The 13576-nt window shown below is 72.5% G+C and carries 13 protein-coding genes; 11 read left to right on the top strand and 2 right to left on the bottom strand.

Annotation, left to right across the window (positions count from 1 at the left end; translation table 11 throughout):
* Positions 1 to 168: 168 nt before the first annotated feature.
* The 8 genes from AC3RKB_RS01965 to AC3RKB_RS01930 all read left to right on the top strand — a co-directional run bounded on the left by AC3RKB_RS01965 (position 169) and on the right by AC3RKB_RS01930 (position 6330).
* The gene (locus AC3RKB_RS01965) at positions 169 to 516 is read left to right on the top strand and encodes an ArsR/SmtB family transcription factor (RefSeq protein ID WP_491434295.1); all 348 of its coding nucleotides are present in this window, start codon (positions 169 to 171) and stop codon (positions 514 to 516) included.
* A complete protein-coding gene (locus AC3RKB_RS01960) occupies positions 513 to 998 on the top strand; it encodes an SRPBCC family protein (RefSeq protein ID WP_491434294.1) in 486 nt (161 codons plus the stop codon). The genes AC3RKB_RS01965 and AC3RKB_RS01960 overlap by 4 nt, the downstream gene beginning before the upstream one ends.
* A gap of 36 nt (positions 999 to 1034) precedes the next feature.
* Positions 1035 to 1487, top strand: coding sequence for a VOC family protein (locus AC3RKB_RS01955; protein WP_491434293.1), 453 nt, complete (start codon positions 1035 to 1037; stop codon positions 1485 to 1487).
* 97 nt (positions 1488 to 1584) lie between these two features.
* Positions 1585 to 2106 (top strand): metallophosphoesterase family protein, encoded by a 522-nt coding sequence (locus AC3RKB_RS01950; RefSeq protein WP_491434292.1) that lies wholly within the window; start codon positions 1585 to 1587, stop codon positions 2104 to 2106.
* Positions 2107 to 2172: 66 nt separating this feature from the next.
* Positions 2173 to 3060: a PhzF family phenazine biosynthesis protein gene (locus tag AC3RKB_RS01945; protein WP_491434291.1), complete on the top strand. Its 888-nt coding sequence runs from the start codon at positions 2173 to 2175 to the stop codon at positions 3058 to 3060.
* Positions 3061 to 3189: 129 nt separating this feature from the next.
* Positions 3190 to 4179: an aldo/keto reductase gene (locus tag AC3RKB_RS01940; RefSeq protein WP_491434290.1), complete on the top strand. Its 990-nt coding sequence runs from the start codon at positions 3190 to 3192 to the stop codon at positions 4177 to 4179.
* 91 nt (positions 4180 to 4270) lie between these two features.
* On the top strand, positions 4271 to 5191 hold the full coding sequence (locus AC3RKB_RS01935; protein ID WP_491434288.1) for an AEC family transporter: 921 nt from the start codon (positions 4271 to 4273) through the stop codon (positions 5189 to 5191).
* A 365-nt stretch (positions 5192 to 5556) separates the two neighbouring features.
* Positions 5557 to 6330 carry a DUF1353 domain-containing protein gene (locus AC3RKB_RS01930; protein ID WP_491434287.1) on the top strand — a complete coding sequence of 258 codons (774 nt, stop codon included), beginning with the start codon at positions 5557 to 5559 and terminating at the stop codon, positions 6328 to 6330.
* Positions 6331 to 6506: 176 nt separating this feature from the next.
* Here the strand turns inward: AC3RKB_RS01930 and AC3RKB_RS01925 are convergent, their stop codons facing one another.
* Positions 6507 to 6872 (bottom strand): hypothetical protein, encoded by a 366-nt coding sequence (locus AC3RKB_RS01925; protein WP_491434285.1) that lies wholly within the window; start codon positions 6870 to 6872, stop codon positions 6507 to 6509.
* 117 nt (positions 6873 to 6989) lie between these two features.
* Between AC3RKB_RS01925 and AC3RKB_RS01920 the strand changes: the two genes are divergently transcribed.
* Positions 6990 to 9629 carry a DEAD/DEAH box helicase gene (locus AC3RKB_RS01920; protein WP_491434284.1) on the top strand — a complete coding sequence of 880 codons (2640 nt, stop codon included), beginning with the start codon at positions 6990 to 6992 and terminating at the stop codon, positions 9627 to 9629.
* A 3-nt stretch (positions 9630 to 9632) separates the two neighbouring features.
* On the opposite strand, the gene AC3RKB_RS01915 is transcribed toward AC3RKB_RS01920, so the two are convergent.
* A complete protein-coding gene (locus AC3RKB_RS01915; RefSeq protein ID WP_491434283.1) occupies positions 9633 to 10580 on the bottom strand; it encodes an EamA family transporter in 948 nt (315 codons plus the stop codon).
* Positions 10581 to 10820: 240 nt separating this feature from the next.
* Between AC3RKB_RS01915 and AC3RKB_RS01910 the strand changes: the two genes are divergently transcribed.
* A complete protein-coding gene (locus AC3RKB_RS01910) occupies positions 10821 to 12824 on the top strand; it encodes a bifunctional metallophosphatase/5'-nucleotidase (protein ID WP_491434282.1) in 2004 nt (667 codons plus the stop codon).
* An 81-nt stretch (positions 12825 to 12905) separates the two neighbouring features.
* Entirely contained in the window at positions 12906 to 13526 is a 621-nt protein-coding gene (locus AC3RKB_RS01905; RefSeq protein ID WP_491434281.1) for a hypothetical protein, read from the top strand.
* Positions 13527 to 13576: the final 50 nt, after the last annotated feature.

The raw sequence follows: 13576 nt of genomic DNA, 5'->3' as shown, positions 1-13576 counted from the left end.
CTGCTGGCCCGATTCTGCACCTCCGGGCGGCGCCGGCGCGAGGGGGCCGCGGCCGATGCGGTGTGGTGGTACGGATGTCGCGACATCCGCTCGCTCGTCGGCTCTTGACGCACGGCCATCGTCGGCGTACATTGACAACCAATACGTTGATCAAGTGATTGGTTGAATATGGATCTCGCGGCCGCCGACGAACGGCTCGACCGCGCCTTCATGGCGCTGGCCGACCCCGTCCGCCGCGGCATCGTCGCCCGGCTCAGCCGCGGATCCGCCACGGTCAACGAACTCGCCGAACCGTTCGACATCACCAAACAGGCGGTGTCGAAGCACATCCAGGTGCTCGAGTCCGCAGGGCTCGTCACCCGGACCCGCGACGCGCAGCGCCGCCCCGTGCACCTCGACGCGGCCGCGCTCGAGACGCTCACCGAGTGGATCGACCGCTACCGCCTCATCCACGAGCAGCAGTACCGACGACTCGACGCGCTGCTCGCCGGCACCGACCCGAAGGAATTATCATGACCACCGAAACCGCCAACCCGGTCACCATCACCGCCCCCGAGGGCCTGCCCTTCGTCGACATCGTGCGCGAATTCGACGCGCCCGTCGCCGCGGTCTTCGCAGCGCACCGCGATCCCGAGCTCGTCCGGCAGTGGCTCGGCCCGAACGGCTACGAGATGACGATCGAGCGCTGGGACTTCCGGCCCCAGGGCGGCTACCGCTACGTGCACACCGACCCCGAGGGCAACGCCTACGGCTTCAACGGCACGTTCCACTCGATCCGCGAGAACGAGTTCGCCGTGCAGACGTTCGAGTTCGAGGGAGCGCCCGATGTGGTCAGCCTCGACTCGATGACCTTCGAAGACCTCGGCGACGGCCGGACGCGACTGCACGGCCACTCGGTCTTCCCGAGCCTCGAGGCGCGCGACGCGATGGTCGAGCACGGCATGGCCCGGGGCGTGACCGAGGGCTACGAGCGCCTCGACGCGCTGCTCGCCGGCTGACCGCCGGCGTCGATCCTCCTCGAAAGGAGCACTGACATGGACTGGACCCTCGAGGTCGTCATCGTCCCCGTCGCCGACCTCGACCGCGCGATCGGGTTCTACCGTGACCAGGTCGGCTTCGCGCTCGACCACGACACGCACGCCGGCGAGCACCGGTTCGCCCAGCTCACGCCGCCGGGCTCGGGCTGCTCGATCGTGATCGGCACGCTGCCCACGCAGAACGAGATGGCACCGGGCTCGCTCAAGGGGCTGCAGCTCGTGGTCGCCGACGCGGAGGCCGCGCGCGCCGAGCTCATCGGCCGCGGCGTCGACGCGGGGCCGATCCAGGTGATCGATCCCCGCGACGGCGGCACGTTCTTCGGCTTCGCCGACCCCGACGGCAACACGTGGGCCGTGCAGCAGATCCGGGCACGCGCGGAGCGCCCGCTGATCCCGCACGACGCACGGCAGCGCTTCGGCGCCGAGCAGGAGGCGGCGGTCGCGGAGTGAGGAGCGGCCCTCGCGCGAGATGCCGGTTCCGCCGGGACCTCACGACGGGTTCCCGGCGGAACCGGCATCTCGACCCTGCCCGGCAGAGGATGAGCGGGTGAGCTCGCTCGTCCTCCTCGCCGACACGCACGTGCCGAAGCGGGCGCGCGACCTGCCGCCGGAGTTGTGGGCGGCCGTGGACGCGGCCGACGTCGTCGTTCACGCGGGGGACTGGGTGGATGTCGCGACCCTCGACGCACTCGAGGCTCGCGCCCGGCGGCTCGTCGGGGTGCACGGCAACAATGACGGGTCCGCGCTGCGGGCGCGGCTGCCCGAGATCGCGCGCACCGAGATCGACGGCGTCCGCTTCGCGGTGGTGCACGAGACCGGGCCGGCCGCCGGTCGCGACGCCCGCATGGCCGCCGCGTTCCCCGACGTCGACGTCCTCGTGTTCGGGCACAGCCACATCCCGTGGGACTCCGTCGCTCCGAGCGGACTTCGGCTGCTCAACCCCGGCTCGCCCACCGATCGGCGACGACAGCCCGTCGCGTCGTTCATGACGGCCATCGCGCGCCGCGGCCGGCTCGAGGACGTGCGCCTGGTGCCGATCGACCCCGCGTGGCGCGCTCCGGGACGCTGAGTCGAGCAGGCCACCGACCGCCGACTGGACCGCGACGGCGCGGCGCCGGCGCGCGAGGATGATCGGATGAACCCCGCGCCCGAGATCCTCCGGTACGCCGCCTTCACCTCCGACCCCGCGGGCGGCAATCCCGCCGGCATCGTGCTCGACGCCTCGGCGCTCGACGACGCCGACATGCTGCGCATCGCCGGTGAGGTCGGCTACGCCGAGACCGCCTTCGTCACGGGCGAGTCGGCGGGGGCCCGCGCCATCCGGTACTTCTCGCCCGTCGCCGAGGTGCCGTTCTGCGGACATGCCACCGTCGCGACGGCCGTCGCGATCGCCGAGCGAGAGGGCGCCGGCCGGGTGCGCTTCGCGACCCCGGTCGGCGAGGTGGGGATCGAGACGGCGGAGGTCGACGGCGCACTCCGTGCCGCCTTCACGAGCGTCGAGCCGCACGTCGAGCCGATGCCCGCCGCCGTGCTCGACGCGCTGCTCCAGCTCACCGGCCTCGCCGCCGACGTGCTCGACGAGCGGCACCCGCCGCACGTCGCGTTCGCCGGCAACCGCCACCCGGTGCTCGTCGTCGCCGATGCGGCCGCGTTCGACGGATTCGGGTTCGACCCGGCCCGCGCCCGGGCGCTCATGGACGAGCACGGCTGGCCCGCGACCATCACGGTGCTGCGGCGGCTGCCCGAGGGGGCGGACGGCACGGAGGGCGCCGACGGCGCCGACGGCGCGCTGCGCTTCGAGGCGCGCAACATCTTCCCCGTGGGCGCCATCACCGAGGATCCGGCCACCGGCGCCGCCGCGGCGGCCGTCGGCGGCTACCTCCGCGGGCTCGGCGCCGTCGACGCCCCGGCGCGGGTGGTCATCGAGCAGGGCCGGCACGTGGGCCGGCCGAGCGAGCTCGTCGTCGACATCCCGCCGACCGGGGGCATCGTCGTCAGCGGTGCGGCGGTGCCGATCGGTTGAGCACGGCGGCGCCGGGTGCGGCCGGACGCCTCGCGGAAAACGGATGCCGGAACCGGGTCTAGGCTCGATGGGGCGGCGCGCCGCGACATCCGCCGCGCCGTCACTCGCGACATCCGACGGAGGAGCCCCATGCAGACGCGAACCCTCGGCCGCACCGGCCGCACCGTCTCGGTCATCGGCCTCGGTACCTGGCAGCTCGGCGCAGACTGGGGCGAGGTCGACGAGGGCGACGCGCTCGCCGTGCTCGACGCGTCGCACGAGGCGGGCGTCACGGTATTCGACACCGCCGACGTCTACGGCGACGGCCGGTCGGAGACGCTCATCGGCCGCTGGCTCGCCGCGAACCCCGGTTCGGGCGTCACGGTGGCGACGAAGATGGGCCGGCGGATGCCGCAGGAGCACGACAACTACGTGCTCGAGAACTTCCGCGCCTGGACCGACCGGTCGCGCCGCAACCTCGGCGTCGAAACGCTCGACCTCGTGCAGCTGCACTGCCCGCCCACGTCGGTCTACTCCGACGACGCGGTCTACGACGCGCTCGACACGCTCGTCGCCGAGGGCGCGATCGCCGCGTACGGCGTGAGCGTCGAGAAGGTCGAGGAGGCGCTCGCCGCCATCGCGCGGCCGAACGTCGCGACCGTGCAGATCATCCTCAACGCGTTCCGGCTGAAGCCCGTGGAGGAGGTGCTGCCGGTCGCCGAGCAGTACGGCGTCGGCATCATCGCGCGCGTGCCCCTCGCGAGCGGCCTGCTCTCCGGGAAGTACACGCTCGACACGCAGTTCGCGGCGAACGACCACCGCAGCTACAACCGGCACGGCGAGTCGTTCGACGTCGGTGAGACGTTCTCGGGCGTCGACTACGCGACCGGCGTGCGCGCGGCATCCGAGTTCGCCTCGCTCGCCGCCGACGCGGCACCGGACGCCACGCCCGCGCAGGTCGCGCTCGCCTGGATCGCCCGGCAGTCGGGCGTCTCGACCGTGATCCCCGGTGCACGCAACCCCGAGCAGGCCCGGGCGAACGCGGCCGCCGGCTCGCTCGAGCTGCCCGACTCGTTCGACGCCGCCGTGCGCGACCTCTACGACCGCGAGATCCGCGCGTCGGTGCACCACCGCTGGTGATCCGCCGGGAACCCCGCGCCGGATCGACGGCGATCCCCGCGGGAGCCCCGGACTCCGCCCGCGCCGCCCCCGCGCCGGCCGGCGGTGACGCGTGATCGACATCCTCACCGGGTTCGCGGTCATCGCGCTCGCCGTGTTCGTCGGCTGGCTCGCGGGCCGCACGGGCGTGCTCGGCCCGAACGCGCGGCCCGTGCTGGCACGCCTGAACTTCAACGTGCTCTCGCCGTTCCTGCTGTTCTCGGTGCTCGCCACCGCCGACGTGCACGCGCTGTTCTCGGCGCTGCTGCCGGTCTCCGCGATCGCCGCGGTCACGATGATGCTCGTCTTCTCGGTGGTCTCGCTGCTGCTGCTGCGCCGCGGCATCGCCCGCACGACCATCGGGGCGCTCTCGGCCGGGTACGTCAACGGCAACAACATCGGCATCCCGATCGCGCTCTACCTGCTGGGGGATGCCGCGTTCTCCGCGCCCGTCGTGCTGCTGCAGCTGCTCCTCTTCGCGCCGGTCGCGCTCGCGGTACTCGGCGCCACCGTCGAGGGCCGCACCTCGGTGCGCGGCATCCTGCGCTCGACGTTCACGAACCCCATCATCATCGGCTCGCTGCTCGGAGTGCTCGTGTCGGTCTCGGGGCTCGAGCTGCCCTCGATCGTGCTCGACCCCGTGCAGCTCATCGGCCAGGCCGCGGTGCCGCTCATGCTCATCGCGTACGGGCTGTCGCTGCACGGGCAGCGCATGTTCGAACCCGGCACCGGGCTGCGCGACGTGCTGTTCGCCTCGGTGCTCAAGCTGTTCGCGATGCCCTCGCTCGCGTGGGCCGTCGGGGCGTTCGCGTTCGGACTCGAGGGGCGCGAGCTCTACGCCGTCACGGTGCTCGCGGCCCTGCCGACCGCGCAGAACGTGTTCAACTTCGCGCAGAAGTACGAGACCGCCGAGATCGTCGCGCGCGACACGGTGTTCCTCACGACGGTGGGTTCGGTCCCGGTGCTGTTCGGCATCTCGCTGCTGCTCGGCTGAGCGGGGGGCAGGGCGGGGCGGGGCGGCGAGCGGATGGCGCGTCGCCCCACCGGCGGACGGCGCCCGGGCGCGTCCGCGCGTCTCCCCCCGCGAGTGTGCAGGACGAGCCGCGTCAAGCCCGCGCATTCGCACCCTGGCGCGTCTCATCCTGCGAACTCGGGTCGGCCGTGGCATCCGCCCGCGTCGCCGCCTTCCCCGGCTCCGCGACTGTGCAGGATGAGCCGCGTCAGACGCCGGCAGACGCACCCATGGCGTGCATCATCGTGCGAACGCGCGCGGCCCGCGCCATCCGCCGGCTCGCGCGTATGCGACGCCGTGCGACGGCGGGGCGCGGCAGGATGGTCGACGACCCGAGGAGGCGCCACGTGCCGTTCGAACGCGACGACGGAACCCCGCTCGAGGCGATCGCGCTCGCGCAACGCCCCGCCGCTGCCGACCGCTTCGAGCTCCGCGAGGGCATCGTCTACGTCGATCCGGTGAGCGGTCGCCGCTACCGCGCCCCCGCGGCGGGGGAGCGGCCCATGCCGCACGGCGTGACCGACCTGGCGTCGGTGCCGAGCCCGCTGTGGGGCATGATCGCCAGCTACGGCCGCCAGTCCGCCCCCGCGATCCTCCACGACGCGCGCTCGCGCGACGCCGAGGAGCTCGGCGACCGCCGCGCCGCGCTCGCGCAGCGTCGCGAGGACGACCGCGTGTTCCACAGCGCACTCCGCGAGCAGGGCGTGCCGCGCCTCCGCGCGCGCCTGATGTGGGCCTGGGTCTCGGCCGACCGCGAGCGCGCGTACGGCGGCGCGCTCGGCTGGGTGCTGCTCGCGCAGGTCGGGATCGGCGTGCTCCTGGCGCTGGGAGCAGTGGTGCTCGCCGTGCTCGCCGGCCCGTGGTGGCTCGCGCTCGCGGCCGCGCCCGCGGTGGCGGCACTGGCCTGGGGGCGGATGGCGCCGCTCCTGCTCGTACTCACCTACTCGCTCGCCGCGTTTGGTCCGCTGCTCGTGCTGCAGCTCGCGGCGCTCGTGCCCTTCCGCGTGGTCGAGGCCCTCGTCGAGCTCGTCACGGGTGGTGATCCGGCCGACGTGGTGCGTCCCACGGTCTCGGTGCCGGATGGCGCGCCCCCGCGACCCGAGGAACCGCCGAGTGGCTGAGGATCGCGTGGCTGAGGTTCAGGGTCAGCACTGATCCGCCCCCGAGGCGGCATCCGTATCGTTGATCTCGGTCGAACACCGCGAACACGCAGGGGGAACTGTCACCGCGGTGGCGACCGGAGAGCCGGCCGCGCTTGACGCCCACCCGAATGGGCAGCGCAGGCCGGCTCCCCCCGTTAACGCGCGCGGCGGCGGGCGACGAGTCGCGCGTACGCGCGCATCAACTGCGGCACGACGAGGTAGACCGCGAGCGGGACGACGATGAGCGTCAGCACGAACGCGCGCAGCACCGGATGCCACGAGTCGGTGATCGGCCCCAGGACGAGCATGCTCATCGCAACGAGCGGGAAGATCGCGAGCCAGGTGATCGCGGCGCGCACGTGCACCGACGGGGGCGCGGGTGCGGCAGGTGGCGCGGCAGGTGCGGCAGCCGTGACCGCGGCAGGTGCGGCAGCCGTGGCCGCGGCGGTCGCGGTCGCATCCGCGGGCTGCGTCTCGGGCGCGGGGAGCGGGACGCCGGGTGAGGAGATGCTCGAGGCCATGGGCCGCCCCTTTCGCGATGACGTCCGACCGCTGATCCAACACCGCCGGGCCGTCGCGTATTCCTTCGGCCCGCGCATCGGCGCCGCATCCGCCGCGCATGCGGCAGACTCGAACGGATGACCGCGACCCTCACCCTCCTCGACGCCGCCCCGCGACCGTACGACGCCGACGCGATGTACGACGCGTTCGTGGACTGGGCCGCCGGCCGCGGCTTCGCGCTGTACCCCGCGCAGGACGAGGCGGTCATCGAGATCGTCTCCGGCTCGAACGTGATCCTCTCGACGCCGACGGGCACGGGCAAGTCCCTCGTCGCGGTCGCCGCGCACGCGGCATCCGTCGCCCGCACCGCCGCCGATCGAGCAGCGGGCCGACCTGTCGGGCGCACCTACTACACGGCGCCGATCAAGGCACTCGTGAGCGAGAAGTTCTTCCAGCTCGTCGAGATCTTCGGCGCGCAGAACGTCGGCATGGTCACCGGCGACAGCTCGGTGAACCACGATGCCCCGATCATCTGCTGCACGGCCGAGATCCTCGCGAACCTCGCGCTGCGCCAGGGCGCCGACGCGCCGGTCGACCAAGTCGTGATGGACGAGTTCCACTACTACGGCGACCCCGACCGCGGCTGGGCGTGGCAGGTGCCGCTCATCACGCTGCCGCACGCGCAGTTCGTGCTCATGTCGGCGACGCTGGGGGACGTCACGGCCATCGCCGACGACCTGACCCGGCGCACGGGCCGCGAGACCGCGCGTGTGACGGGCGTCGAGCGCCCGGTTCCGCTGCACTTCTCGTACGCGAAGACGCCCGTGCAGGAGACCGTCGAGGAGCTCATCGAGACGCGTGAGGCGCCCGTCTACATCGTGCACTTCTCGCAGGCCGCCGCGATGGAGCGCGCGCAGGCGCTGTCGTCGATCCGGGTCGTGAGCCGCGAGGGCCGCGACGAGATCGCCGAGGCGATCGGCGGATTCCGCTTCACCACCGGGTTCGGCAAGACCCTCTCGCGGCTCGTGCGCGCGGGCATCGGCGTGCACCACGCGGGCATGCTGCCGCGCTACCGTCGCCTGGTCGAGACGCTCGCGCAGCGGGGCCTGCTGCGGGTCATCTGCGGCACCGACACGCTCGGCGTCGGCATCAACGTGCCGATCCGCACCGTGCTCATCACCGCGCTGTCGAAGTACGACGGGCAGCGCATGCGCCAGCTCTCGGCGCGCGAGTTCCACCAGATCGCGGGGCGCGCAGGCCGGGCCGGCTACGACACTGCGGGCAACGTCGTCGTGCTCGCGCCCGACCACGAGATCGAGAACGAGACCGCGATCCGCAAGGCCGGCGACGACCCGAAGAAGCTCAAGAAGGTCGTGCGCAAGAAGGCGCCCGCCGGGTTCGTCACCTGGGGCGAGGGCTCGTTCGAGCGGCTCGTCGAGGCCGAGCCCGAGCCGCTCGTGCCGCAGCTGACCCTCACGGCGGCGATGCTGATCAACGTGATCGGCCGCGGCGGCGACGTGCCCCGAGGCATCCGCTCGCTCGTCTTCGACAACCACGAACCGCGCGCCCGGCAGTTCGCGCTCGCCCGCCGCGCGCTCGGGATCCTGCGCACGCTGCGCGACGCGGGCGTCGTCGAGATCCTTCCCAGCTCCGACGCCTCGAGTGTTCCCGTTCGTCGCGAGACGGCCCGGTCGGATGGTGCAACTCGCGACGAACGGGAACACTCGGGCGGCGGGCTCGGCGTCGAGCTGCGGCTCACGGTCGACCTGCAGCCGAACTTCGCGCTCAACCAGCCGCTGTCGCCGTTCGCGCTCGCAGCGATCGAGTTGCTCGACCCCCTCACGAGCGAGCAGGGCACCGGCCACTACTCGCTCGACGTCGTGTCGATCATCGAGTCGACGCTCGACGACCCGCGCCCGATCCTGTCGCAGCAGCAGTACAAGGCGCGCGGCGAGGCGGTCGCGGCCATGAAGCGCGACGGCATCGAGTACGACGAGCGGATGGCGCTGCTCGAGGAGGTCACCTGGCCGAAGCCGCTCGACGAGCTGCTCGCCCACGCGTTCGAGACGTTCGCGTCGAGCCAGCCATGGGTGCGCGACTTCGAGCTCAGCCCGAAGTCGGTCGTGCGCGACATGTTCGAGCGGTCGATGTCGTTCGGCGAGTACGTGTCGTTCTACCAGCTGCAGCGCAGCGAGGGGCTCGTGCTGCGGTACCTGTCCGATGCGTTCCGCGCCATCCGCCAGACGGTGCCCGACGAGGCCAAGGACGAGGAGCTGCTCGACCTCATCGAGTGGCTCGGCGAGCTCGTGCGACAGGTCGACTCGAGCCTCGTCGATGAATGGGCCGAGCTCGTCGACCCGGCCTCGCACCTGCCCGAGGACGAGGCGCCCGTGGTGCCGCCGGCGCCGCCGTCCGTCGTCACGAACCGCCGCGCGTTCACGGTACTCGTGCGCAACGAGCTGTTCCGCCGCGTGCAGCTCGCCGCGCTCGAGCGGGACGAGGAGCTCGCCGAGCTCGACCCCGACGTCGACTGGCCGGCCGCGCTCGACGCGTACTACGCCGACCACGATGCCATCGGCACGGGCGGGCCGGCGCGCTCGCCGCGATTGGTCACGATCGACGAGACGGATGCCGCGACCGGCGTGTGGCGCGTCGAGCAGGTCATCGACGACCCCGCGAGCGACCACGACTGGCGCATCCGCGGCGAGGTCGACCTCGAGGCGTCGGCCGAGGAGGGCACGGCGATCGTGCGGGTCACCGAGGTCGTCCGCCTCTAGCCGCTACGCGAGCGCCAGCATCGCGGCCGCCGCGAGCGCGAGCGCGAGGCCCGCCCATTGCACCGGCGCGATGCGCTCGCGCAGCACGATCGCGGCGAGGATGACCGTGCCCGCCGGGTACATCGCGCCGAGCACGGCCGCGACGGCAAGGTCGCCCGCGCGGATTCCGAGCAGGAGCAGGACGTTCGCCATCGCGTCGAGCACGCCGCCCGCGAGCGCGAGCACGATGCCCGTGCGTACGAGGACGGCTCCGGTCGATGGCTCGCGAGGTGCGGCGGCGGGCGCGCCATCCGTCTCACCGCCCGGCCGGCCGCCGGCGACCAGGACCGCGACCACCGGGCGCCGGCGTACCCGCGCCAAGGCCGCGAGCACCGCAACGGCGGCGAACAGCGCGGTCGCGGCGACCGCGCGGTTCGCCACGAGCGGCACGATGCCGGACGCGTCGGAGGTGTGGGAGATGACGATGTAGTACGTGCCGAGGGCGAGCCCCGAGCCGACGGCGAGCGCGAGCCCCTTCAGGCTCGGACGCACGGCGCCGCGCTCGGGAACGAACCCCACCAGCACGACGGCGACGAGGGCGAGCCCGAGCCCCCACATGCCGAGCGCGCCGAAACGCTCCCCGCCGACGATCGTGCCCCACCACAGGGGCGTGACGGCGAACAGGAGGGCCGTGAGCGGCGACAGGATGCTCATCGGCCCGACCGCGAGGCTCGCGTAGAGCAGCCCGATCCCGACGGCGCCGATCACGCCCGACACGGCGCCCCACACCAGGTCGGCGGTCGTCCACTCGCCGCCGAGCAGGGGCAGCGCCGCGACCATGACGACGAGCCCGGCGACGGCGGCGATCGCGGTGACGAGGAGCGCGCTCAGGCGCTTGGCGGCGAGACCGCCGAGGAAGTCGGCTGCGCCGTAGACGAGTGCGCCCGAGAGGGAGAGGAGAGCCGTGAGCATCGCGCACGAGCCTACGAGACCGGTCCGTCATGCGCGCACATGAGCAAGGAGGACTGCTCATATGAGCAAAATCGGCCGATTCGTTGAACCGGAGATGACGACTCGGTCAAGACCCTTCCCCCGGCTCCGGTCGGAACATAGGCTGCGGAACAGCGGCCGCCCCACACCCGATGGGCGACGCGTGCGAAGCCGGGGGAGCAACGCGAGCTCCGGCATCCGTCTTGCAGAGGAGATCACGCAATGCAGCAACGTTCCCCCGGCGCGGAGGCACCCCGCGCCACGGCCCGCTCCCGCGGCCGCGTCGCGACCGGCGCGCTCGCCGCGGCGACCGCCGCAGCACTCACCCTGGGCGGTGTGGCATCCGCTCAGGCAGCCCCGTCGCCGCGGGGCGGAGAGGCGCGGAGCGTCGACATCAACCTCGTCACCGTCAACGACTTCCACGGCCGCATCGAGCAGGCCGGCACCGCCGGCGGCATCGCGCGCCTCGCGAGCGCGGTCGACTCGTTCCGTGCCGACAACCCGAACACGGTGTTCGCCGCCGCAGGCGACATGATCGGCGCATCGACGTTCACGTCGTTCATCCAGCAGGACGTGCCCACGATCGAGACCCTCAACGCCGCGGGACTCGACGTCAGCGCTGTCGGCAACCACGAGTTCGACCAGGGCTTCGCCGACCTCACCGATCGCGTGATGCCGCTCGCCGAGTGGGAGTACCTCGGCGCGAACATCTACCACAAGGACACCGACGACCCGGCGCTGCCCGAGTACTGGACCACGAAGTTCCAGGGCGTGACCATCGGGTTCGTCGGCGCCGTGACCGACGAGCTGCCCTCGCTGGTGAGTCCCGACGGCATCGCCGACATCTCCGTCGGCTCGCCGGTCGAGGCAGCGAACCGCGTCGCCGATCAGCTCAGCGACGGCAAGCAGAACAACGGCGAGGCCGACATCGTCATCATGCTCGTGCACGAGGGCGCCGCCGACACCAGCGTGGCGTCGGCCACCGATCCCGCGTCGCGGTTCGGCCAGATCGTGCTGAACGCGAACGACAACATCGACGCGATCGTCTCCGGCCACACCCACCTTCCGTACAACCACGTGATCGACGGACGCCCCGTCATCTCGAGCGGGCAGTACGGCGAGCGGTTCAGCAACATGGAGATCAGCTACGACCGCGCGACGAAGTCCATCACGAAGATGGAGAACACGCTCTACACGATGGCCACCGCCTTCGATGCGAACAACAACGTGACGGCGTGGCTCTTCGAGCCCGACCCCGAGATCGTCCCGCTGGTCGAGGAGGCCACCGCCGTCGCCAACGAGCTCGGCAACGTGGTGATCGGCCAGGCGACCGGTGCCTTCAACCGCGCGCAGCGCCCCGGCGTCGTGAACGGTCAGCCGGCGCTCGTCGAGAACCGCGGCGGCGAATCGACGCTCGGCAACTTCGTGGCCGACGTGCAGCTCTGGGCGCTGAACAGCGACCAGGACCGGGGCGTGCAGATCACGTTCATGAACCCCGGCGGCCTGCGCGCCGATATCGACGCCGGCGACACGACGTATCGGGAGGCGGCGAACGTGCAGTCCTTCGCGAACACGCTCGTCTCGCTCGACCTCACCGGCGCGCAGATCAAGTCGATCCTCGAGGAGCAGTGGCAGCCGGCCGGTGCGTCGCGTCCGTTCCTGAAGCTCGGGGTCAACGAGGCGCTCACGTACACGTACGACCCGACGGCCGCGCAGGGCTCGCACATCACCGAGATCCGACTCGGCGGCGAGCTGCTCCAACCGGGCACCACGTACAAGGTCGGCGCGAACTCGTTCCTCGCTGCGGGCGGCGACAACTTCGTCACCTTCCGCCAGGGTCTCAACAAGGCCGACAGCGGCAAGATCGACCTCGAGGCGATGGTCGACTACTTCCAGGCGTTCGGCTCCGCGTCGCCCGACTACGCCCAGCGCGCGGTCGGCGTCGACGTGGTGAGCGTCGCCGGAGGCCAGGCGACCGTCAACCTCTCGTCGCTCGACTTCAGCACGCCGCCCGACGAGAAGGCGGGCACCGTCACCGTCTCGCTCGACGGAACCCCGGTCGGCCCTGCCGTGGCAGTCGACGCGTCGTTCCCCAGCCCGGCGACGTTCGACGAGATCGGCCGGGCGACGGTGACGTTCGCGATCCCCGCGGGAGCCACCGCGGCATCGCAGTTCGTCATCTCGACCCCGACCGGCACGACCAGCTCGTTCACGCTTCCGCTGTGAGCTGAGTCCCGATCGACGAGGACGGCCCCGGGCGTGAGCCCGGGGCCGTTCCCGTGCGCGGCCGCCGGTTAGGCTGGTGGGGTGAGTTCCCGAGGTGCGCGCGCGATGCGCGGCGCGGCAGTGGCCGCGTTCGCGACGCTCGTCGCCTCGCTCGCACACACGGTGGGCGGCGGCACCCCGCCGGGTCTGCTCGCACTCGTGCTCTCCCTGGCCTTCTCGGTGCCGCTCGCGATGGTCCTGACGGGCGAGCCGATGTCGCTGCTCCGCGCATCCGCGTCCGCGCTCGCCGCGCAGGCCGCCCTGCACTTGCTGTACGCGCTCGGCACGGGCGGCGCCGCCGCCGCGACCTCCGTCGGCGCGCACGCGGCGCACGCCGGCCCCGTGACGACGTTCGAGCCCACCGCGCTCGCGGTCGATCACGGACACGTCGTCGCGATGCCGATCGCGCACCTCGTCGCCGCAGCCCTGACGGTCGCGATGCTCGCGATGTACGCTCGCGCGGTCGCCGCCGTCGGCCTCGCCTTCGCCGCGCTCGTGCGCGGCGTGCGGTTGCTCGCGGCGGTGCTCCTGGGACTGCCCGTGCCGGCCGCACCGGGGCACGCCCGCCCGGTCAGGCGACGCGAGGCGCCGCCGAACCCGGCCGTCCTCATCCTCTCCTCGTTGCGTCACCGCGGTCCGCCGGCTGCGTCGTCCGCCGCCTGAGCGGCCACGACCACACCAGCACCGCATCCGCACGCCCCGGCGCGCCGAAC

The organism is Agromyces capsici (assembly GCF_058349965.1).
Note: the sequence above shows the minus strand (reverse complement) of the source record. Positions and strands in the feature narration are given on the sequence as shown.

Excerpts from the sequence above, each read along its gene's own strand:
- AC3RKB_RS01915 (WP_491434283.1), bottom strand. The coding sequence starts at position 10,580 with ATGCTCACGGCTCTCCTCTCCCTCTCGGGCGCACTCGTCTACGGCGCA.
- AC3RKB_RS01910 (WP_491434282.1), top strand. The coding sequence starts at position 10,821 with ATGCAGCAACGTTCCCCCGGCGCGGAGGCACCCCGCGCCACGGCCCGC.
- AC3RKB_RS01955 (WP_491434293.1), top strand. The coding sequence starts at position 1,035 with ATGGACTGGACCCTCGAGGTCGTCATCGTCCCCGTCGCCGACCTCGAC.
- AC3RKB_RS01940 (WP_491434290.1), top strand. The coding sequence starts at position 3,190 with ATGCAGACGCGAACCCTCGGCCGCACCGGCCGCACCGTCTCGGTCATC.
- AC3RKB_RS01920 (WP_491434284.1), top strand. The coding sequence starts at position 6,990 with ATGACCGCGACCCTCACCCTCCTCGACGCCGCCCCGCGACCGTACGAC.
- AC3RKB_RS01965 (WP_491434295.1), top strand. The coding sequence starts at position 169 with ATGGATCTCGCGGCCGCCGACGAACGGCTCGACCGCGCCTTCATGGCG.
- AC3RKB_RS01945 (WP_491434291.1), top strand. The coding sequence starts at position 2,173 with ATGAACCCCGCGCCCGAGATCCTCCGGTACGCCGCCTTCACCTCCGAC.
- AC3RKB_RS01925 (WP_491434285.1), bottom strand. The coding sequence starts at position 6,872 with ATGGCCTCGAGCATCTCCTCACCCGGCGTCCCGCTCCCCGCGCCCGAG.
- AC3RKB_RS01960 (WP_491434294.1), top strand. The coding sequence starts at position 513 with ATGACCACCGAAACCGCCAACCCGGTCACCATCACCGCCCCCGAGGGC.